We start from the raw sequence: 20779 nt of genomic DNA on the forward strand, positions 1-20779 counted from the left end.
GTTCAATCGGTCACCCAGTGTCAGACAGGGTAAAACTGTGTAAAAGGCATCGGATTGCGATTCGGGCGGTTGTTAGCATGTTGCCATTACCGGGTAATACGGAAGACAACCATGAAGATTCGGACTTGGCTGCTGCTTGCTGTGGTGGCCCTCCTGCTGGGTGCAGGCTGGCTTTTTGGCCGCGGCGGCGACACCACGGCCCCGGCGGTGGAATACCGCACCGAAACCCTCTCTCGCGGCGACATCAACAACACGGTCAGCGCCACCGGCACCCTGGCGGCGGTGGATGATGTGATTGTGGGGGCCCAGCTGTCTGGCCAGATCACCGAGGTGTACGTCGACTTCAATGACACCGTCAGCGCCGGTCAGCTGTTGGCCCAGATCGACCCCCGTACCTTTGCCGCCCGGGTGGCTCAGTCCAAAGCGCTGGTGGCGAAAACCGAAGGGGATATCGCCCTGCAAACCATCGTGGTGGAGCGCGCCCGGGTCAACTTTGATAAAGCCCAGCGTGACATGGAGCGAGCCGAAGGGCTGGTGGCCGCCAACTACATCTCCGCCGATGAGGTGGATGCGGTGGAGACCGCGCTGGTGCAGGCAGAGCTCGACCTGAAACAGAGCGAAGCGCAATTGGCGGTGCTGAAAGCGACTCTGGAGGCCAACCGGGCCAGCCTGGCTCAGGACCAGATTGAACTGGACCGCACCGAGATCCGTGCCCCCATTGACGGCTTTGTGATTGACCGAACCATAGAGCGAGGCCAGACCGTGGCCTCCAGTCTGAACACGCCGGAACTGTTCACCCTGGCCAAGGACCTGTCCCAGATGGAGATCGAGGCCTACATCGACGAGTCCGACATTGGCCAGTTGCGTGAAGGGCAGCGGGTCGACTTCACCGTGGACGCGTTTCCCGACCAGAGCTACGTCGGCCGGGTGGCGCAGATCCGCCGTGCGCCGCAGGACACCTCCGGGGTGATCAGTTACACCGTCATCATCTCCGCCCCCAACCGCAGCGGCACGCTGTTGCCGGGCATGACCGCCAATCTGGAGATCGCCATCGATGCGGTGCGCGACGTCAGTCGGGTCAGCAATGGCGCACTGCGGGTGGCCAGCCAGCTGGATAAGAGCCAAGCCAGTGCGGAGCGGGGGCCTCTGGCCCGACTGGCGCCACTGGGGCTGACCGAACAACAGCAAGCCCGGCTTCAGGCGGAGCTGCCGCAAAGCCGTGATGCCATGTCGTCCCGCAGCGGTCAGCAGATGCGCCAGCGCATGGAGAAGGTGCTGGATGAGGTGCTGACCGATGAGCAGAAGGCGCTGCGGGCGGCGCTGAAGAGCGGCAAGGTGAAGCTGGGCACCCTCTATCTGCTTAAAGAGGGCAAACCGGAACCGGTGTCCGTGCAGCTTGGGATCAGTGATGGCCAGTACACCGAAGTGATCAAGCCCAACCTCGACGGCGAAGCCGTGGTGGTGCAACTGCGGGCGCAACGGGGATGAGTGCCGCCATCGAATGCCGGGGGCTGGGTCACAGCTTCCCGATGGCCGGCGAGCGCTTTGTGGTGCTGGACGGCATCAACCTGACCATTGAGCGGGGCGAGATGGTGGCCATTATGGGCCCTTCCGGCTCGGGCAAATCCACCCTGATGAACCTGATTGGCTGCCTGATGACGCCGGAGCTGGGGGAGGTGCGCCTGCTCGGCCAGTCTACAGCCGGTCAGAACAAAAGCCAGCTGGCCCAGTTGCGCCGGGACCACGTGGGGTTTGTGTTCCAGCAGTTCAACCTGCTCTCCCGAACCTCGGCGCTGGATAACGTCAAAATGCCGCTGATGTACAACGACGCGCCGGTGGTTGATGGCGATGCCCGCGCCCGTTCAGTGCTGGAAGCGGTGGGGTTGGGCAACCGGATGGACCACCATCCCAGCCAGCTGTCCGGCGGACAGCAGCAGCGGGTCGCCATCGCCCGTGCGCTGGTCAATCAGCCCAGTATCCTGCTGGCGGATGAACCCACCGGCGCCCTGGACTCGGTCACCAGTGAGGAGATCATGGCGCAGTTTCGGCGCCTGAATCAGCAGGGCCAGACTGTGGTGCTGGTCACCCACGAACAGGAGGTGGCCGATCAGGCCGACCGCATCATCCTGGTTCGTGATGGCCGAATTCAAAGCGACAGCCGACGAGGTGCACTATGACCCTGGTTTCCACTGCGCTGCTGTCGTTGCGGCGCAACCTGATGCGCTCCATCCTCACCACCCTGGGCATCATTATTGGCATCAGCGCGGTGATCGTGATGTTTGCCCTGGGCGAAGGCGCCCAACGCCAGGTGGAGTCGCAGATTGAAAGTCTTGGCACCAACCTGCTGATTGTCCGTGCCAACTCGGTCAGCAGTGGCGGTGCGAGGCAGGCTGCAGGCAACATCAACCGACTGGATATGAAGGACGTGGACGCGATCAAGCGGGAGATCCCGGAAGTGGTCGCCGTGGGCGCGTCGGTCAACGGGCAGGCCCAGGTGGTGTCCGGCAACCAGAACTGGAACACCGGCATCCAGGGGGGCAATACCGACTATCTGGTGGCCACCAACTGGGAGGTGGCATCGGGTCGGGCCTTCAACGACAGCGAAGTGCGCAGCGGCGCCAAGGTGGCACTGATGGGCCAGACCGTCGCCAAGGAGCTGTTCGGCGATGCCGAACTGGCGCTGGGGGAGGTGGTACGGGTCAATAAGGTGCCATTGACGGTGATTGGCCTGCTCAAAGGCAAGGGCCAGGATATGCGGGGGATGGACCAGGATGACACCCTGATCCTGCCCCTGAGTACCGCCAACCGCAGGGTGATTGGTGCCAGCGGCAGTAACGTCAACCGGGTCAGCCGGCTGACCGTGGCGGTGGATCAGGAGCCCAACATGGAATACGTCACCGAACAGATGACGCAGCTGCTGAACCAACGCCACCGGGTGGCGGCGGGGCAGGTGTCGCCGTTCCGCATCATGAACCTGACCGCCATGCTCTCCACCCGCGCTGAAGCCAACAAGGTGTTTTCCATGTTGCTGGCGGGCGTGGCAGGCGTATCCCTGCTGGTGGGCGGCATCGGGGTGATGAACATTATGCTGGTGAGCGTTACCGAGCGGACCCGCGAGATCGGACTGCGCATGGCGGTGGGCGCACAGCCTCGTCATATCCTGCTGCAGTTCCTGATTGAGAGCGTCACGCTGTGCCTGATCGGCGCCTTACTGGGGGTGACTCTGTCGCTGACCGCGGTGGCGGTGATGCAGTATGGCGTGGGGTGGGAGATGGCGTTGTCGCCGGGGATCATCCTGATCAGCGTGTTGGGTACGGGTTTGATTGGGGTAGGGTTTGGCTTCTATCCGGCCTATAAAGCCGCCAACCTGGATCCCATCGAAGCGCTGCGTTTCGAATAGAGCTGGCAAACGCCAGGCAAAATAAAAGCCGCCGGGGCAGAGCCCTGGCGGCGCAGTTCGGTTTCGCCGTTATTCATTCTTTTACCGACCCCTTCCCCTAAAGTGCCGGTTGGGTGGCGAATGAGCACAGTGTACGGAAAGTGGTCTGGCCTGTCTTTAGCAAACCTGAACCGAGTATGAATTGTGCGACCCTTCTCACAACCGGAACTTTTCAGCGTGATCGCCGTCACGGAAAAGATGTCTAAATGTCGTTCAATGCGCGCCTCTGGAGCGGATTGACGGATTTTTAGCCCCATTTCGGAGGCGCCATCAGGGGGGCGGAGGTTAAGCGCACCCGGGCAATGAACGGTTGAAATGGTACTCTTGGTGCACTAACCCTCCACGTCGATTTCTTCGGGATACCAACGCCCACCACACAGCGCTGTGCCCCCTGTTTTGCATGACTGCCCCTCGCTGACCGCAGGGGCGCTGTCTGTGGGGCGTCGGGCGGCATCGGGTGGGCCAGCCTATTGGCGTCAGCCAGGTTGAGGGGTAAAGTCAGCAAGCGAATAACAAAATGAGTGGCCAAGACGGACCACCGATAATCTAAGAATGGAGTTTGGAGTTGAGCAGTACCAATCCCTTGCTGGGCGCTTTTGACGCGCCCTTTGGCCTGCCGCCGTTTGCGGCGTTGCAGGATGAACACTTTGCCCCCGCCTTTGAAGCCGGGATGGTCGCGCAACTGGAAGAGGTGGCGGCCATCGTCGCCAATCCCGAACCCGCCAGTGTGGCCAACACCATCGAAGCGCTGGAACGTTCCGGCAGCTTGCTCAGTCGCACCCAGATGCTGTTTGAAAACCTCAGTGGCACCGACACCAACCCAACCCGTCAGGCCATCGAACAGGAGTTTGGCCCGCGTCTGGCGGCGCACCGTGATGCCATTGCCCTGAACGCGGAGCTGTTCGCCCGAATTGAGGCGGTGTGGCAGCAGCGGGACCAGATCGATGGTGAAGCGCGGGTGTTGACCGAGAAAACCCATCAGCGCTTTGTGCTGGGTGGCGCCCAGTTGCAGGGCCAGGCTCGTGAACGCCTGGCGGAGATCAACCGTGAACTGGCGGGATTGCAGATCCAGTTTGCCCAAAACCTGCTGGCCCAGAACAACGACTTTGTTCACCTGGTGGAGAACGCCGACGAGCTGGCGGGCCTGCCCCAGGCGATGATTGACGCCGCCGCCGAGAAAGCCGCGGCGCTTGGGCAGCCGGGTCACTGGGCCTTTGGTTGCGATCGCACCGTGTTGTACCCCTTCCTGACCTACTGTCAGCACCGGGGCCACCGTCAGGCCCTGTATCAGGGCTACCTCAACCGTGCTGACAACGACGACGAGCAGGACAACAAAGCCAACCTGCGCCGTCAGGCCGCCCTGCGGCTGGAGAAGGCGCGCCTGTTGGGGTTTGCCAGCCATGCCCATTACGAACTCTCAGACCGCATGGTGGAGGGGCCGGAGGCCGCACAAGACCTGATGGAAGATGTGTGGCAGGCCACGGTGGTGAAAGCCAATGAAGAGGCTGAGGCACTGCAACGGCTGATCGCCGCTGAAGGCCATGACTTCACCTTGGCGGGCTGGGACTGGTGGTACTACGCCGAACAGCGACGCCAGCAGGAGTACGCGCTGGATGACGCGGAGCTGATGCCCTATTTCAGTCTCGATAACGTCATCGAGGGGGCGTTCCACACCGCCCGTCGCCTGTTCGGTATCGACTTTAAGCCGCTGGACAACCTGGCGCTCTACCACGACGAAGCCCGGGCCTGGGAAGTGGTGGACAGCGATGGCCGCCATCTGGGCGTCTTTATCGGCGATTACTTCACCCGCGACAGCAAGCGCGGGGGCGCCTGGATGACGGTGTTCCGCGAACAATCCCGGTTGGATGGTGAAATGCGGCCGCTGGTGCAGAACGTCTGTAACTTCCCGAAACCGCAGCCGGGCCAACCGGCACTGCTGGATTTTGACCACGTTCGCACCCTGTTCCACGAGTTTGGCCACGCCCTGCACGGCTTGCTCACCGACTGTCGCTACGCCAGCCTGTCCGGCACCAACGTGGCCCGCGACTTTGTCGAGTTCCCGTCCCAGGTGCTGGAGCACTGGGCGCTGCAGCCCGAAGTGCTGGCCCACTATGCCCGCCATGTGGAGACCGGGGCGGTGATCCCGGAAGACCTGGTGCGCCGGGTGCAGAAGATGGGGCGCTTTAATCAGGGCTTTCAGACCGGTGAGTTCCTGGCTGCCGCCATCCTCGATATGGCCTGGCACACCATTGAAGGTGAGGTGCCGGAGGTGGCTGAGATGGAAGCAAACGTGGCGGCGCGTATCGGCCTGCCCGAGGCCATCGCCTATCGCTATCGCTCTCCTGCGTTTGCCCACATCTTTGCTGGCGGGTACTCGGCGGGATACTACAGCTACCTCTACTCTGCGGTGCTGGACGGTGACGGTTTTGCCGCCTTTACCGAGGCCGGCAACCTGTTCGACCCGGCACTCGCTGGGCGCCTGCGCACCCTGCTGCAATCCGGCGGTACCGTGAAACCGGATCGCCTGTACCGCAACTTCCGGGGCCGCGACCCGCGCATCGATGCGCTGCTGGAAAACCGTGGCCTGAACTGAGCCTCTGGAACACAATCACACTAAGCCGATCCCTGGATCGGCTTTTTTATTCTTTCGGGGGTATCTCAGTAGGGTCGGGGAAAGTTGGAGCGATTCGGTATCTTAGATAAGGCTTTTTACGAAAGATAGAAGTGCCGAAGCGAGGCCTTTAAAAGTGGGTGTCAGATAACCGCCGTCTAAAAGTGGGTGTCCAGATAACAGTGTATCTGGTGGGGGGGAGATGCCCTTATGAAACAGTTTATTAAGTATGCATTCGCATTTGTTATAACGGTATTTGGAGGCCCCGCTCACTCTGCAGTTACCTTTGTTCATACTGATGCGCTGGGCTCTCCAGCTGCCGTGACAAATACCAGCCGCCAGATAGTCGGGTTATCCCACTATCAGGCTTACGGAAAAGACATGAGAGGCTCTAGCGATGACGTCGGATACACAGGTCATAAGTTTGATAAGGATCTGGCGCTTAGCTATATGCAGGCGCGATACTATGATCCCGTCATAGGTCGGTTCTACTCCAATGATCCGGTTGATGCCCTTGGCCATATCCGGCGTGGCAATCCTACGCACGGCTTTAATCGTTACACCTACGTAAATAATAGCCCTTTCAAATATGTCGATCCTGATGGGGAGTTTGGACTCCTTGGTGCGGCGATAGGTATGGGAGTTGAGATTGGCGCTCAACTTTTAAGTAATGGCGGCGATATTAGCCAGATAGACGTTTCCGATGTTATCGTTGCAGGCGCAGTTGGCGCTGTGACTGGTGGGTTAGGAGGTCGTCTTGCAAGTAGCGCTGTAAAAGGCACGATGACTGTAGGGGACGCAGTTGTAACAACAGCATCAATCGGTGGCACAGCAAGTGGCGTAGGTGCGATTGTTGCTGGTGAACTCAACGGAACTCCAGCAACTGCTGGACAAGTTGGTGCTGCAGTTGTCGGAGGAACGTTAGGAGCTGGAGCCGGTGCTAAATTAGCATCTAGTTTTGCTAACACATTGAACAAGGGTTTTGGAGCATTGAATAACTCTGTGTCTTCTACGACTCGAAGTGGAATGGTAGGAGATACAGTTGAATCAGGTGCTTCCGCAATCCAAAGAAGTGGTGAAATAGCGGCAGAAGCTGCATCAAACTTAGGTCAAAAAGAATTGCAATGAAATCTATAGCCACCATTAAATACGCTATATTGGTAGAGATATTCTTTAGTCTGATTTGCGCGTTTTTAGCTGCGGTTGAATATTATATGGGCGAAGGCAACCTGACAGTTAAAGGTGTTATAGCTTGCTGGTTAGTATTTCAGGTGCTCGTGGCTATTGTTGTGTATAGGTTCTGGTCAAGATTGAGGGATGATACTTACTCAGATATCTAGACATATCATCTTATTAGTAGAATAGGCCAATAACTTACTGGCCAGCTTTCCCGAAAAGTTGGCCAGTTTCTTGGGGGGCAGGTCAGAACGGAGAAGTGGTCGAGTTGGGAAGGAATATCCATAGGCTTACACAAATGGAGGCGCTGAACACTGGCGGGTCTGGTGAGCCGAGATTTTTGTTGGCCCCGTCCTAACCAGCGGCCTTTTATGAGGTAAGAGTCAGAATCTCTGCTTGCAGAGCTTGCCCCTTTTTCACTCATCTACACCAGAGAATATAGGGAAGGTTAGAAGGTCACTTTCTAGCCTTTGTAGTTACTTTCCAGAGCGTTGGAACATGTGGGGTTGGCTTTTCGACACTATCACTTGAAGGTATCAAACTATATTGTCAGCGGACATTGGTCGTTAAATCAGAGGATAATAGGACATCCACTTTTAATCTGATTTAACTCGAAGTTATGCCAATTCAGGTCAGGACGCGGGTAGGTTGTTGTTTAGTGACCAACCCTGAGCCTGGAGTGTCCGATGCCCCAGCCCCGTCGAAACCAAGTCAGCTTGCAGGACACCTGCTATTACCACTGCGTCAGCCGCTGTGTGCGCCGAAGCTTTCTGTGTGGCCAGGACCCTTATACCGGCAAGAGCTATGAACACCGCCGGGGATGGGTAGAGAAGCGACTGCTTAGGCTGACGGATATCTTCGCCATCAGCGTGTGTGCCTTTGCCGTGATGAGCAACCACACCCACGTGGTGTTATGCGTGGAGAGTCAGAAAGCGGATGATTGGGATACTCACACCATACTGGAACGCTGGCACACGCTCTATAACGGTACACCGCTTACGCAAAGGTATTGTCAGCCTGAAGAGTACGACCTTATGCCAAAGGCAGAGCGACTTAGGGTTGAACTGCTGGCAGAAACCTACCGGCAGCGCCTGATGGACATCAGTTGGTTTATGCGGGCGCTGAACGAACCCATCGCCCGGATGGCGAATCGAGAAGATGGTTGCACAGGTCGTTTCTGGGAGGGGCGATTTAAATCTCAGGCTCTGCTGGATGAACAAGCCTTGCTCTCTTGTATGGCGTATGTCGACCTCAACCCCATTCGGGCTAATATCGCCCGCACACCAGAAACCTCAGACCACACCAGTATTCAGTTGCGTATCAAAGCGGCGCTTAACGGCCAGCAGCCACAACCACTAAAGCGCTTTCGCACCAACAAAGATGAAGACAACGGCGATACGCTGCCCTGCCATCTGAATGACTACCTGGAGGTGGTGGAGTTTACCGGACGTGCTCAACGGCTCGATAAACCCGGGCACATAGTCGAAACCACACTCGACTTAACCACCCGTCTGAGTATTTCTCTTAGTAACTGGCTCACCCTGACTCAGGGCTTTGAGTACCAGTTCGGCTGTCGTGTTGGCACCTTAACCAGCTTGCGGCGATACCGGGACCAGCACGAATCCATTCGAATACGCGGCTCGGGCAACGCCCGCCGCCTATTTGCCGCATAGAGATATCGATTCACTCCAGCCTTTATCACAATGCACTCTGGTGTAGGTGGAGGCCTGTCCATTGAGCGAGAGATATGAGGCGTCAGGGGCTGGGCGGCACCTGAAGTCGGCGTTTTGGCTGAGCTTTTGGTTATAAGGGCACTCCCGGATAAGGCTTTTTGAAAGATAGGAGTGCCGAAGCGGGGCCTTTAAAAGTGGGTGTCCAGATAACCTACTAAGCCGACCTCCGGGTCGGCTTTTTTATCCCAGTGTGGGGTTATCTCAGTGGGGCGGGGGAACTACACTGATTTTGTGGATAAATGAGAAGCGGGAGAGACCGATGAAACGAGGGATTGTGGGATTGCTGGGAATGATGCTGCTGTTGGGCGCACCGGGTGTCTGGGCGGATCCGCCGGAGCACGCCAAAGCCAAGCAGGCTGAGAACGCCGAACGCCAGGCCGAGCGTGCCGCACAGCGGGATGCCCGAAAAGCCGAGGAGGAGTGGCAGCGTGAACGTCGCAAGGCCCGCGAAGAGGCGGAGCGTGAGCGGCGCAAAGCGCAAAAAGAGCGTGAGCGGGAGGTTGAAGCCCGGGACCGTGAAGCCAAACAGGAAGCCGAGGAACGCCGTCGTGACGCGGAGCATCGCCGGGAGGAAGCGGTGAAGGAAGCGGAAGCGCGGGATCGGGAAGCCGAACGGGAAGCCGCAGAGGCACGACGTGATGCTGAGGAGCGTCGCCGCGAAGCGCAGAAAGAGGCAGAAGCGCGCGCCGAGCAGGCGCGCAAACAGGCCAAAGAGGTGGAACCGCCGCGATAGCGGTGAGCGGTCAGGCCAGCAGGGCCAGGCTGAGCGCGTAACCGGTCAGGCCAAACAGCGGCAGGGTGCCGAGGGCAAACACTGCAAATCGCCACTCGATGCGGTTAACCAGCGCCTGTATCAGGCTGTGGAGGATCCGCAGCCCCACATAGCTCCAGGCCATCGCCAGGGCGAAGGGGGGGCTGGCATCCAGTTGCACCAGCGCCAGTATCAACGCATAGAACAGCACCGGCTGCTCCATCAGGTGGTTGTAGTTGTCGGCTTTCCAGCGCACCCGGGGGGGCAGGGTGGCCATCTGCTCCCCGGAGGGAGCGTTGGGGTCGAGCTTCATCCCCGACTGGATGATGGCGGGCAGACGGGTGGCGTACATCCACAGCCACATCACCAGAGACCACGCCACCAGCGTGAGCAGGGGCAGCAGCAAGGCAGAGTGTTGGGTCATCATCGGACTCCTTTCCGGACAGTGAACCCAACATAACGGTTTATCCCGCCGCTGAACACCACTCAAATTGCATTAAAAAAGCCGGCAACTGCCGGCTTTTCCATTATTTGTTGATCACCTGTCGGCCCTGCACCCAGACGGTGCGGATATTGGCGCGACGGGTGAGGCAGATCAGCTTCTCCAGCAAATCTCTCGGGCTGTCCATGCCTTCCGGCAGGTACAGATCGCTGTCCGGGGCGTTGGCGTCCACCACCAGCGCATCAAAGGCGTACCCCGGTGCGAACAGGCCGACCCTGGCATCAATCGCCAGACCGCCGCCAACGGTGGCCATCCAGTAGGCTTCGAGGAAGCTGACCCGGCTGCCCGCTTCGCCACGCTCACCGGCGGGGCGGTGAGTGTCGGTGCCATCTTCCCGTACCCGGGAGTGGTTTACCGCGTCCAGGCAGGTGTGAAAAACGGACGGAATCGGCGCGCCGGCCAGGTCGGTGCCCAGGCCAACCTGCAGGTCGCGGTCCAGCACTTCGCGGGTCTTCATCGCCGCATTGGCGAAGTACATGTTGGACAGCGGGCAGTGGGCAATCGCCGCGTTGGCGTCACGGATGGCGGCCATATCCTCATCGGTCAGGAAGATGGAGTGGGCCAGGATGGTGCGGGAGGTGAGCAGGCCCATATCGCGGTAGATGGCGACGTCGGTCTGGCCATAGTGCTCCTGACTGTAGTCCCGGGCCCAGTCGCTTTCACTGCAGTGGGTCTGAACGTGGCAGTGATAACGCTGGGCCAGTTTACCCAGCCCTTTTAGCATGTCGGCGGTGCAGCTGGGCACAAAACGCGGGGTGATCACCGGGTTGACCAGCCCCTGCTCGTTGCCCGGCAGGGCGCGCACCTGCTGAATAAAGGCTTCGGTGTCGGCCAGGCCCTGTTCGGTGGTCTCGATGTAGTAGGGCGGACACTGGCTCGGGTCGTCCATGTTCACCTTGCCGACATAACCGCGCTGGCCCTGCTCAAGGCAGATCTCCGCCAGCGCCACGGACGCCGGGTTGTGGACGGTGGCGAAGTAGACGGCACTGGTGGTGCCGTTGGCCAGCAACGCGTTGACCAGGTGCGGGTAGACGCTGCGGGCGAAGCTTTCGTCTTCGAAGCGGGCTTCCAGCGGGAAGGTGTAATCCTGCAGCCAGTCGTACAGCGGCAGATCCAGCCCTTTGCCGGCCTGGGGCCACTGCGGGGCGTGGACATGGAGGTCAACCATACCCGGCATCAGGTATTGGCCGGGAGCCAGCTGAGTCAGTTTGCCCGCGGCCGCCAGGGTGTCGCTCAGGGCGGCAAACTCCGGGTCAGCCTGAGTCAGTACCGATTCAATTTGGCCATCGGCACCCACCAGCACGAGGGCATCTTCGTGGTGTTCAAAGTCGCCCTTAACCGGGCAGTGAAACAGGGCGCCGCGAACGGCGAGAGTGAGGGAGTCGATCTGTTGCATCTTGTTGTTGGTGTCCTGCAGCAATCGCGCGCCAGTGGCGCGGTAGGGTCGGGCGCGAGGATACCAGCGCTGCTTCTCTGTCGGTCTGTGCAAAACCGGATTTGTGAGCCGGGTGGCATCACCGTGAATCAACATCGTGACCCAGCACGCTTTGTCTCTCCTGTCATCCCCGTCCTGATCGTTATACAAGCAGTTGAAACGCAGAAATTTTCTGACCTACTGCAAATTTTTCTTGGTTTGTGGCCTTGGGTCACAGGGCGATAATGCCTTTGAAGTATCAAGCCGTTAACGATCGGGCCGCAGGGGCCAGGCGATCGAATTTGGAACGAAAAATATGAACAGGGAATCTTTTGCGCTAATCGATAAACCGACGTTTTTTGGCGCGTTGGGCTTGCTGCTGATGGTAGTAATCCCGCTGGCCATTTGGCCGGATGCCGGGGCCGAACTGGTGGCCCGGGCCAAGGAGTTGATGACCACCAACCTGGGTGCCATCTACCTGATTATGGGGTTGGGTTCGCTGTTCTTTATGATCTACATCATCTTCAGCGAGATGGGGCAGATCAAACTGGGTGAAGCCGACGAGGAGCCGGAGTTCGGCACCGCATCCTGGGCGGCGATGCTGTTCTGTGGCGGTATCGGGGCGTCCATCCTCTACTGGGGGTGCATCGAGTGGGCCTACTACTACCAGAGCCCGCCGTTCCAGCTGGAGCCGGGCAGTGAGGAGGCGATCCGCTGGGCCGCCACTTACGGCATCTTCCATTGGGGCTTTATCGCCTGGGCCATCTACCTGGTGCCGGCGCTGCCCATCGCTTACTTCTTCTACGTGCGTAAACAGCCGGTGCTGAAAGTCTCTGCCGCTTTGATGCCGGTGATCGGTGAAAAGCGCAGCCAGGGCTGGCTGGGCAAGCTGGTGGACGTACTGTTTATCTTCGGTTTGTTGGGCGGTGGTGCCACTACCCTGGGTCTGGCTTCGCCGCTGATCAGCGAAGGTCTGAACCAGCTGGTGGGCCTGCCGCAGAACATCATGACTCAGATTGGTGTGCTGCTGGTGTGTACCCTGATCTTCGGTTACAGCGCTTACGCCGGACTGGAGAAGGGCATCAAGATGCTCTCCAACTTCAACTTCTGGGGTGCCATCGGCCTGCTGGCTTTTGTGTTTGTGGCTGGCCCCACCGTGTTTATGCTGGAAACCGGCCTGGACGCGTTTGGCCGCATGCTGTCTAACTTCTTCGTGATGGCCACCTGGGCGGAACCGTTTGGCGGTACCGGCTCGTTCCGTGACACCCACTTCCCGCAGGACTGGACCGTGTTCTACTGGGCCTGGTGGCTGGTGTTTGCCCCCAGCATGGGCCTGTTTGTGGCGCGCATCTCCCGTGGCCGTACCATCAAGCAGATGGTGGCCGGGGCGATGTTCTTCGGCTCCATGGGCTGCTTCCTGTTCTTTATGATCCTCGGCAACTACGGCCTGTCGCTGCAGCTGAGCGGGGAGCTGGATGTGGTGGCCAAACTCAATGCCGATGGAGCAACCGCTGCCATCTTCGCCATCCTGAACACCCTGCCGATGCCTACTCTGGTGGTGGCACTGTTCACCTTGCTGGCGTTGGTGTTTACCGCCACCACCTTCGACTCCATCTCCTACATCCTGGCGTCCGTGGTGCAGAACAACGTGACCGACGAACCGATGCGTTGGAACCGTTTGTTCTGGGCGTTTGCGCTCTCCTTTATGCCGACCGTGCTGATGGTGCTGGGGGGACTGGCCACGCTGCAAACCGCCGCCATTGTGGCGGGCGCACCGCTGCTGATCATTGCCTTTATGCTGGGCCTGTCCGGGCTGCGTGCTGCTCAACTGGACCTCAAGCACCAGGAGGATTACGAAGATCCGGTGATCACCATTGGTGACCTGCCGGAGGTGGATCCGTGGTCCGAAGAAGGCAAAGCGATGACCCGTTTTGAGGGGCTGAAGCAAAGTGCCATTGAAGCGGCTCAGCAGGAGCGTGAAGCTCGTGATGCCATCCTGACCCTGAAGGCCGAGATGCGCATGGCCAGCGAGCGTGACCCCCGCTGTAAGCGCACCCTGAAAGCGGAACTGGCGCGCCTGCAATCCAGCCTGGCCCTGGCCACCGCCAACAAGCTGGAAGCGACCGAAGCCGCGCAGGCGGCCCGGGGCGAATTTAACGCCATCGTCTCCGCTAAGCGTGAAGCGGAGGAGATCGCCCTGGCGGAAGCCCCACCAGCGCCGGCGCAGTAAGTGTATTGAACCGCAAAAAAGGCGACCTTCGGGTCGCCTTTTTTTGGTGGATTCACCAGCTCAAAGGTGGATCATGGTGCGATAATGCTCAATGAGCTGCGCGCGCCGGAGTGCGGCTTCCCTTTCATCGCCCTGGGCTATCGCCTCCAGCATCCGGGTTTCCACTTGCCTGATTTGGTCGCAGAGCTGATGCAGGTTCTGACACTGTGCCGGAGCCATCAGTGGCTGCTCGTGTGGATTGGGGGCCAGCATCTCGTCATCATCAAGGATTTTTCGGCTCGGGGTTTGCGGCGTAATGCCGTTGGTCTGATTGTAACGCTGTTGGCGGGTGCGACGCTCCCGGGTCTGATCGATCGCCTGCTGCATCGCATCGGTCGTCTTGTCACCATAGAGAATCGCCATTCCGTCGGCATTACGTGCGGCGCGGCCGATGGTTTGCAGCAGCGCCGCTTCGCTGCGCAGGAAACCGGCTTTATCCGCATCAAAGATCGCCACCAAGGAAACCTCGGGCAGATCCAGCCCCTCCCGAAGCAGGTTGATGCCGATCAGCACATCGTAAACGCCCCGCCGCAGATCCTTCAGGATGGCAACCCGGTCCGCCGTCACGATGTCTGAGTGGAGATAGTGGGCTTTGATGCCAGCCTGCTTCAACTGCTCGGTCAGCGCTTCCGCACTGGCTTTGGTCAGGGTGGTGATCAGGGTGCGACGATCATGAGCGATGCGTCGCCTGATTTCGTTTTGCACGTCCGTCATTTGATCACCCTTGGGGCGCACCTCAACCACAGGGTCCAGCAAGCCGGTGGGGCGGATGATCTGTTCAACCGGCTCTGTGACGGAGCGCCGTAACTCATACTCACCCGGTGTAGCGGAAACAAACAGTGTTTGCGGTTTGATCGATTCGAACTCGGCAAAGGTCAGGGGGCGGTTGTCCAGTGAAGAGGGCAACCGGAAGCCATAGTCGATCAGCGTTTGTTTGCGCGCGGCGTCGCCCCGTTGCATGGCACCAATTTGCGGCACCATCACATGGGACTCATCGATCATCAGTACGCCGTTTTTCGGCAGATAGTCCAGCAGGGTGGTGGGCGGGCGGTTGGGGTCCCGCTCATTGAGATAGCGGGTGTAGTTTTCCATTCCGGAGCAGTATCCCTGTTGCGCCATGTCCTCCAGATCCAGCCGGACACGCTCTTCCAACCGACCCGCCTCGGTAAACTGATGCTGCGCGCGAAGCGCGTTGAGGCGGTCTATCAACTCCGACTCAATGGCGGGCAGCGCCTGTTGGATCCGATCCTGGGGGACGGCATACAGGGTTTTGGGTGATACCCGGTATTCGCTTAACGGGCCGAGTAATGTATCGGAAGCGGGCTCCAGGCGCTGAAGTGACACCAGTGTGTCGTTCTCTATCTGTAAGCGGATGGCGTCGTGGTCAGAGTCGGCGGGAAAGATATCGATACCCCGGGCGTCCGCCCGATAGGTGGCAGGGCTGATCTTCTTATCACTGCGCTGATACTGCAGCCGCGCCAATTGGCTGAACAGCGATTCTGGCTCAAGTTTCTGCTGTGGCTCGAGATGGATCTGCATCGCCCGATACTGGTTGGGATCGCCCAGGCCATAAATGGAAGAAACCGAAGCAATGACCACCACGTCCGGGCGCTCAATCAACGCTTTGGTGGTGGCCAGGCGCAGCCTTTCCAGTCGGGCGTTGACGGAAGCATCCTTGCGAATAAACGTGTCGCTGGCAGGCAGGTAAACCTCCGGCTGATAGTAGTCGTAATAGGAGACGAAAAAGTGCACCGCATTGTCGGGGAAGAAGCCCAGCATCTCCTCATACAGTTGAGCCGCGAGGGTTTTGTTGTGGGCGAGAATCAGCGTTGGCCGCTTAAGCCGGGCAATCAGGCTGGCCATGGTGTAGGTCTTACCTGAACCGGTGACCCCTTTCAGTATCTGATGGCTATGGCCGGCCTCAAACCCCTGTACCAGGCGGGCGATCGCCTGAGGTTGGTCGCCGGATGGCGGGAAACGGCTGTGAAGCGTAAATGCACCTTTCGCCATATCGAATCTCGCTGTGGATTCCGGGGAGTCTCCCGGTCAGATAAAAGCCTGCAGCTTGCCGCACGCGCTCCGTCGGCGTGGAACCTCGACCGATGCTTCATCTTAGTTCATCCCCAGGGGCGCCCGTTGAACCCGCCCTTTGAGCGGTAATTTATCCCCCTTCTCCCGTGCGCTGCGCCGTAAGCCATATCGCGTAGCCTGAGCTTCAGTCCACAGCGCGTGGCAAACCTGCGTGGGAAAACCAGAGCGGCATCGCCGAACGGGAAAGAGCGGCCGGCTCACACCATCGTGTTTTGATAAACAGGTGGTTGGCTGGTAATTTCCGACAAGCTCAGATTCGAACAACCACAAGGAGGTGGTGTGATGGAGTCGATGGTTCGGGTCCTGGTTGGACTGTTTTTGCTGTTTGCTTTGGTTTCAAGTTGCAGCGGTTTACTGTCCGATGGTGAAGTGGTGCATGCCCAGTCCTCTCCCCAGGGGCGCTATACGGCGCAGGTGCTGGAAAAGGAATACGGTATCGGTCTGGACGTGCGTGGGAAGGTGACGCTGGTGGACCATCAACTGGCGCGAAGGTCACAGGAGATCGTGCGCTTTTCCGGGCCGCTGGCACAGAGCGGCCTGGTGATGGAATGGCGTGATGAAAGCCACCTGATTATTCATCTGGATAGCGTGGATGTCATCAAGGCCAGCAGCGATAAGCCATTCGGGGGTGGAGTTCGCGTCAGCTTTGTGGCGGGTCTCGACGCTTTTCGTGAGTTGGGGTTGGAACATCCACTTGATGCGTCTCGAAAGGAGATTCCGTAATTTGGGCGCCTTTTGGTGCCGGGTATTTCCCCCCCCCCGGACAACTGCAGAGCCGCCATTGAGCCGGAGCGGCTTATCCCGCCAGCCAAACGGCGCTGCCTGCCAACAGAATTTGCCTCAATGACTGCCTTTTGAGGTCGAGTCAAATGGTGTTGGCGGGACTGAATTTAACGCATTGATCAGGCAGGGCTTGCTTGCTACCTTAGCCGCCAACCACTCCGATAGTTTGTTGGGGCACGTGGCAGACCGAACACAGAAATCTCTGCGTAAACGGCGCCGTTGCGGGCTCGGCAAGGTCTTGCATGATTACCTACAGAACCCAGTTTCCGCTCAACCCCGAACACCATATCCACCGCGTCCTTGATGCTGGCCGGGTCTGGATAGCGAACAGCCCCCATTACGCGTTATCCGGCGTGTTAGCCGGGGATCCAGAGATTGTTGATGGCACCCGGTTCAGCCTCGACGATGAGTCCATGACGTTCCGTCACTATGAGGCAGATGAGCAACTGGCGTCGTTTCGGTTTGAGGTGTCGGATTCCAGTGGGGTGCGCTGGGTCACCGAGGTGGCCGCAGTAAAGCAGGACGACAAGATGTCGGTCTCCATCCAGTTGAGTGCCGATGCCGAACAGCCGCTGGAGAAGCTTGGGCAGGGAAAGGCCCCCTACATCGTCAAGGTACTGCTGCGCGACATCGGCGGTGGCAAAGATGGCGCGCTGACGGTATCCGACCGCCCCTATTACCTGGATGAGGACGAGGTGGCCCTGGCGGCCAGCCTGATCAACGGCACCGCACAGTGCCAGTTGCCCATCGTCTACGTCAGTGCCAATAACGACAACAGCGCTCACGTCCATGCCAGCCAGCTGGCCGGGTGGCTGGCCGGTATGGCCCACGTCATCGTTGAGCCCAGCCGGGATTTTTCTTTCCGATTGATGCCCCAGGTGTACAACGAAAACGCCTACGGCGGTGCGGTGGCCATCTACTGGCCCGATGGCATGGGCAAGTGGTCGTTTATGCCGGTGAACCAGTATGCCGACCCCAAGGTGATGCAGGGCGCCATCACGGCCAAACTGCGCAACTCCTTGTTGTACCAGCGTCTCAAATCGCAGTGCCGCTGGGGTTACATCCAGGAGAAAGTGGCTAAGGCGAAGCTGGAAGCACTCAAAGCCTCCGGTTCCGATCAGGTGGCGGATTATATCGAGCTGTTTGATAACGAGATTGCCGCCAAGGATGAGGAGATCCACCGTCTGGAGTCTGAGATCGCCCGACTGAAATACGGCAGCTTTAACCGCTCTGACAACCCGATTCAGGACGGCGCGATTGCGTTGATCTCTGGGGAGCCCGATCTGTACCAGGCCGAGCGGCTGGCACTGGTGATGGAGGCTCTGGTAGCGGCACGGGATTCCGCGGAGCCCCACAGCCGACGCAGCGACATCCTCTCCGACCTGATTGAGCAGAATTGCAGTAACGGCGAGCGGGAGTCGATCCTGACTACCCTCAAAGCGCAGCTGCGGGCCTACAAATCGATGTCCTCCGCCACCCGACAGAGCCTGGAGGGGTTGGGCTTTGCAGTGTATGAAGATGGCAAGCATTACAAGCTGATCTTCCGGGGGGATGAGCGCTACTCCTTTACCCTGGCCAAGACCGGCAGCGACTTCCGGGGTGGCCTTAACTCCTACTCCGACCTGAAAAAACGGCTGTTCTGACGGCCGGAGCGGACAACAAAAAGGGCAGCCATCGGGCTGCCCTTTTGCGTGATAACGCGAGCTTACTTGGCCTTGGGGCGGAACGGCTTGATCACCGCTTCGTCGCACTCCAGGAACGGGCCTTCCATCAGGTCGATGCAGTAGGGGATGGCGGGGAACACTGCGTCCAGACACTCGCGGATCGATTTCGGCTTGCCCGGCAGGTTGACGATCAGGGTATCGCTGCGCAGGCCTGCGGTCTGGCGGGACAGGATGGCGGTAGGCACAAACTTCAGGGATTCGGTCCGCATCAGCTCGCCAAAGCCCGGCATCATGCGGTCACATACCGCTTCGGTGGCTTCCGGGGTCACGTCACGCTTGGCCGGACCGGTGCCGCCGGTGGTCACCACCAGGCAACAGCCCTGCTCATCGGCCATCTTAATCAGGGTCGCTTCAATCACGTCCTGCTCGTCCGGGATCACCTCGTAAACCGGCTCCCACTCAGAGGTGAGGTACTCGTTCAGGGTGTCGATAATGGCTTTGCCGGAGAGGTCTTCGTATACGCCGGCGCTGGCGCGGTCACTGACTGTCACGATGCCGATTTTGGCGATGGTCATGAATTCCGTCCTTACAGATTGGTGGAAGCGTTTGCGCTGTGAATCATAAAGGAAGGCGGGCGCGGATGCTTGTCTTTATGCCGGCCGTCATCGACGGCGCCAATTTGAGCCTGAGAAGCGCCCGACCGGCGTTGCAATTTGAACGGTCACATCCGCCGATGCCCCAGTCTGACCGGTGCTGTGGAGCAGGTTTAAACGCGAGGCTGCGCAAACCGTGCTACACCTATCGAGGCGCATCAATGCGCCGCTCCCTGATGTAGGCAGTATGGGGATGCGGTTATGTATTACCTCTCTGACCGAGCTTCAAGAACTTACGACGGCCTCTATACCGACAGGGCCATCGCGGAACATCTCGCCGACCATATGAACAGCGTCTGGCAGGGCGCGAACTTCCAGGTGTATGAAAGCCACCGTCCCACCACCGACTCCGAGGTGAAGGATCTGGCCTGGCATGGCGATCCGGAAGGCACCGCACGGCTGGAATCACTCTATGACAGGGTGGATGAGGCGCCCTGACAGCCGCTTTTCGGGAGGCCGTAGCGCCTCCCTTTTTTGATGCGGAGTACGGCGATACGCCAGCTGGCCCATAACCGGGTGGGTTTCGTGCGATATTTCAGCGGTTTGCGGTGTGGCGTTTTGTCCCTGAACGGTGCGTATTCCTGTCACCTCTGCGACAAAGTGTCCTTTTGGGTTGTGATAATTACTCCCTGTTGTCATTTCCGGTAATTTCACAGTGATGTCAGACGGGATTTTCATTGTTGCCCCTTGTTGGCCGCCAGCCCACTCACCAGAATGCCTGCAGCTGATTTGAGGGTTTGTCGCCCCAACGACGTCCCTACGGCACACTTTTTGCCTTGTTCGGGTGGTTTACCACTCACTGAACGCCCGAACGAGGCCTTTGCATTTACAGGGAGCAACAATGATCAAGTTCAAACATCTGGCTGCGACACTGCTGTTGGCGTGCGCGCTTCCCACCGCCGCACTGGCGCACGAAGGCAACCACGTTGTTAAGCTGGCCACCACCACCAGCACCGACAACTCCGGCTTGCTGGCCTACCTGCTGCCGACGTTTGAAAAAGAGACCGGTTACGAAGTGCAGGTGATCGCCACCGGCACCGGTAAAGCCCTGCGCCACGGCCGCAACGGCGACGTTGACGTGGTGATGACTCACGCCCCGGCCGCCGAAGCCAAGTTTGTTTCCGATGGTTTTGGCCGCGAGCCGCGCCAGCTGATGGCCAACGACTTTGTGGTACTGGGCCCGAAAGACGACCCGGCTGGCATCCGTGATGCCGCCAACGTGGTGGAAGCGTTCGCCAAGATCGCCGAAACCAAGACCCCGTTTGTGTCCCGTGGTGACGAATCCGGCACCCATATGAAAGAGCTGGCCATCTGGGAAAAAGCGGAAGTGACCCCGGACTTCACCGGCTACGCCGCCATCGGTCAGGGCATGGGCCCGGCGATGCTGACCGCCAGCGAAATGGGCGCCTACGTTCTGGCTGACCGCGGCACCTATCTGGCCTTTATGGACAAGCTGAACCTCGACGTGGTGTACGAAGGCGACAAGACCCTGCTGAACCCCTACCAGGTGATCCTGATCAGCGAGCAGAAGTACCCGGACCTGAACCACGAAGGTGCCCAGGCGTTCAGTGACTGGCTGGTGAGCGACGAAGGCCAGACCATGATCAACAGCTTCCGCATCAACGGTATGCCGCTGTTCAAGGCCACCTACCAGCAGTAATTCTCACTGCCCGCTTACCCCTTGCGAATGGTC

The 20779-nt window shown here is 59.2% G+C and carries 16 protein-coding genes; 12 read left to right on the forward strand and 4 right to left on the reverse strand.

The features are described from left to right. Positions 1–111: 111 nt before the first annotated feature. From FBAL_RS06690 to FBAL_RS06720, 7 genes are all read left to right on the forward strand, one after another. Positions 112–1488, forward strand: a complete 1377-nt coding sequence (locus FBAL_RS06690) for an efflux RND transporter periplasmic adaptor subunit (RefSeq protein WP_013344823.1) — start codon at positions 112–114, stop codon at positions 1486–1488. Beyond that, complete coding sequence (locus tag FBAL_RS06695; RefSeq protein ID WP_013344824.1) at positions 1485–2177, forward strand: ABC transporter ATP-binding protein; 693 nt, start codon at positions 1485–1487, stop codon at positions 2175–2177. The genes FBAL_RS06690 and FBAL_RS06695 overlap by 4 nt, the downstream gene beginning before the upstream one ends. Beyond that, positions 2174–3400 (forward strand): ABC transporter permease, encoded by a 1227-nt coding sequence (locus FBAL_RS06700; RefSeq protein WP_013344825.1) that lies wholly within the window; start codon positions 2174–2176, stop codon positions 3398–3400. The genes FBAL_RS06695 and FBAL_RS06700 overlap by 4 nt, the downstream gene beginning before the upstream one ends. Before the next feature lie 604 nt (positions 3401–4004). Continuing rightward, positions 4005–6032 carry a M3 family metallopeptidase gene (locus tag FBAL_RS06705; protein ID WP_041251215.1) on the forward strand — a complete coding sequence of 676 codons (2028 nt, stop codon included), beginning with the start codon at positions 4005–4007 and terminating at the stop codon, positions 6030–6032. Between the two features lie 228 nt (positions 6033–6260). Further along, positions 6261–7178 (forward strand): RHS repeat-associated core domain-containing protein, encoded by a 918-nt coding sequence (locus tag FBAL_RS19895; protein WP_013344827.1) that lies wholly within the window; start codon positions 6261–6263, stop codon positions 7176–7178. Positions 7179–7912: 734 nt separating this feature from the next. After that, positions 7913–8899, forward strand: coding sequence for a hypothetical protein (locus FBAL_RS06715; RefSeq protein ID WP_013344828.1), 987 nt, complete (start codon positions 7913–7915; stop codon positions 8897–8899). A 319-nt stretch (positions 8900–9218) separates the two neighbouring features. Continuing rightward, on the forward strand, positions 9219–9692 hold the full coding sequence (locus FBAL_RS06720; RefSeq protein WP_013344829.1) for a hypothetical protein: 474 nt from the start codon (positions 9219–9221) through the stop codon (positions 9690–9692). Positions 9693–9702: 10 nt separating this feature from the next. Here FBAL_RS06720 and FBAL_RS06725 read toward each other — a convergent pair whose 3' ends face one another. Together FBAL_RS06725 and guaD are read right to left on the reverse strand one after the other, a co-directional pair. Then, a complete protein-coding gene (locus FBAL_RS06725) occupies positions 9703–10137 on the reverse strand; it encodes an MAPEG family protein (RefSeq protein WP_216086809.1) in 435 nt (144 codons plus the stop codon). 100 nt (positions 10138–10237) lie between these two features. Beyond that, a complete protein-coding gene (gene guaD / locus FBAL_RS06730; protein WP_245544380.1) occupies positions 10238–11701 on the reverse strand; it encodes a guanine deaminase in 1464 nt (487 codons plus the stop codon). A 241-nt stretch (positions 11702–11942) separates the two neighbouring features. On the opposite strand from guaD, the gene FBAL_RS06735 reads away from it, so the two are divergent. Then, positions 11943–13856 carry a BCCT family transporter gene (locus FBAL_RS06735; protein WP_013344832.1) on the forward strand — a complete coding sequence of 638 codons (1914 nt, stop codon included), beginning with the start codon at positions 11943–11945 and terminating at the stop codon, positions 13854–13856. A 60-nt stretch (positions 13857–13916) separates the two neighbouring features. Here FBAL_RS06735 and uvrB read toward each other — a convergent pair whose 3' ends face one another. Continuing rightward, positions 13917–15905: an excinuclease ABC subunit UvrB gene (gene uvrB, locus FBAL_RS06740; protein WP_013344833.1), complete on the reverse strand. Its 1989-nt coding sequence runs from the start codon at positions 15903–15905 to the stop codon at positions 13917–13919. Between the two features lie 363 nt (positions 15906–16268). On the opposite strand from uvrB, the gene FBAL_RS06745 reads away from it, so the two are divergent. Next, positions 16269–16709: a hypothetical protein gene (locus FBAL_RS06745; RefSeq protein WP_013344834.1), complete on the forward strand. Its 441-nt coding sequence runs from the start codon at positions 16269–16271 to the stop codon at positions 16707–16709. A 302-nt stretch (positions 16710–17011) separates the two neighbouring features. Beyond that, positions 17012–18412, forward strand: coding sequence for a hypothetical protein (locus tag FBAL_RS06750; RefSeq protein ID WP_013344835.1), 1401 nt, complete (start codon positions 17012–17014; stop codon positions 18410–18412). 62 nt (positions 18413–18474) lie between these two features. On the opposite strand, the gene mog is transcribed toward FBAL_RS06750, so the two are convergent. After that, positions 18475–19008, reverse strand: a complete 534-nt coding sequence (mog, locus tag FBAL_RS06755; protein ID WP_013344836.1) for a molybdopterin adenylyltransferase — start codon at positions 19006–19008, stop codon at positions 18475–18477. Between the two features lie 279 nt (positions 19009–19287). On the opposite strand from mog, the gene FBAL_RS20225 reads away from it, so the two are divergent. Both FBAL_RS20225 and FBAL_RS06760 read left to right on the forward strand, forming a co-directional pair. Further along, on the forward strand, positions 19288–19524 hold the full coding sequence (locus FBAL_RS20225; protein WP_013344837.1) for a hypothetical protein: 237 nt from the start codon (positions 19288–19290) through the stop codon (positions 19522–19524). Positions 19525–19927: 403 nt separating this feature from the next. Next, complete coding sequence (locus FBAL_RS06760; protein WP_013344838.1) at positions 19928–20746, forward strand: ABC transporter substrate-binding protein; 819 nt, start codon at positions 19928–19930, stop codon at positions 20744–20746. Positions 20747–20779 lie beyond the last annotated feature (33 nt).

It is taken from the genome of Ferrimonas balearica DSM 9799 (assembly GCF_000148645.1).
Classification (GTDB): Bacteria; Pseudomonadota; Gammaproteobacteria; order Enterobacterales; family Shewanellaceae; genus Ferrimonas; species Ferrimonas balearica.

Coding starts and splice junctions, on each gene's coding strand:
- FBAL_RS06750 (WP_013344835.1), top strand. CDS start 17,012: ATGATTACCTACAGAACCCAGTTTCCGCTCAACCCCGAACACCATATC.
- FBAL_RS06720 (WP_013344829.1), top strand. CDS start 9,219: ATGAAACGAGGGATTGTGGGATTGCTGGGAATGATGCTGCTGTTGGGC.
- FBAL_RS06700 (WP_013344825.1), top strand. CDS start 2,174: ATGACCCTGGTTTCCACTGCGCTGCTGTCGTTGCGGCGCAACCTGATG.
- FBAL_RS06725 (WP_216086809.1), bottom strand. CDS start 10,137: ATGATGACCCAACACTCTGCCTTGCTGCTGCCCCTGCTCACGCTGGTG.
- FBAL_RS06760 (WP_013344838.1), top strand. CDS start 19,928: ATGATCAAGTTCAAACATCTGGCTGCGACACTGCTGTTGGCGTGCGCG.
- FBAL_RS20225 (WP_013344837.1), top strand. CDS start 19,288: ATGTATTACCTCTCTGACCGAGCTTCAAGAACTTACGACGGCCTCTAT.
- FBAL_RS06745 (WP_013344834.1), top strand. CDS start 16,269: ATGGAGTCGATGGTTCGGGTCCTGGTTGGACTGTTTTTGCTGTTTGCT.
- FBAL_RS06715 (WP_013344828.1), top strand. CDS start 7,913: ATGCCCCAGCCCCGTCGAAACCAAGTCAGCTTGCAGGACACCTGCTAT.
- FBAL_RS06690 (WP_013344823.1), top strand. CDS start 112: ATGAAGATTCGGACTTGGCTGCTGCTTGCTGTGGTGGCCCTCCTGCTG.
- uvrB (WP_013344833.1), bottom strand. CDS start 15,905: ATGGCGAAAGGTGCATTTACGCTTCACAGCCGTTTCCCGCCATCCGGC.
- FBAL_RS06735 (WP_013344832.1), top strand. CDS start 11,943: ATGAACAGGGAATCTTTTGCGCTAATCGATAAACCGACGTTTTTTGGC.
- FBAL_RS19895 (WP_013344827.1), top strand. CDS start 6,261: ATGAAACAGTTTATTAAGTATGCATTCGCATTTGTTATAACGGTATTT.
- mog (WP_013344836.1), bottom strand. CDS start 19,008: ATGACCATCGCCAAAATCGGCATCGTGACAGTCAGTGACCGCGCCAGC.
- FBAL_RS06695 (WP_013344824.1), top strand. CDS start 1,485: ATGAGTGCCGCCATCGAATGCCGGGGGCTGGGTCACAGCTTCCCGATG.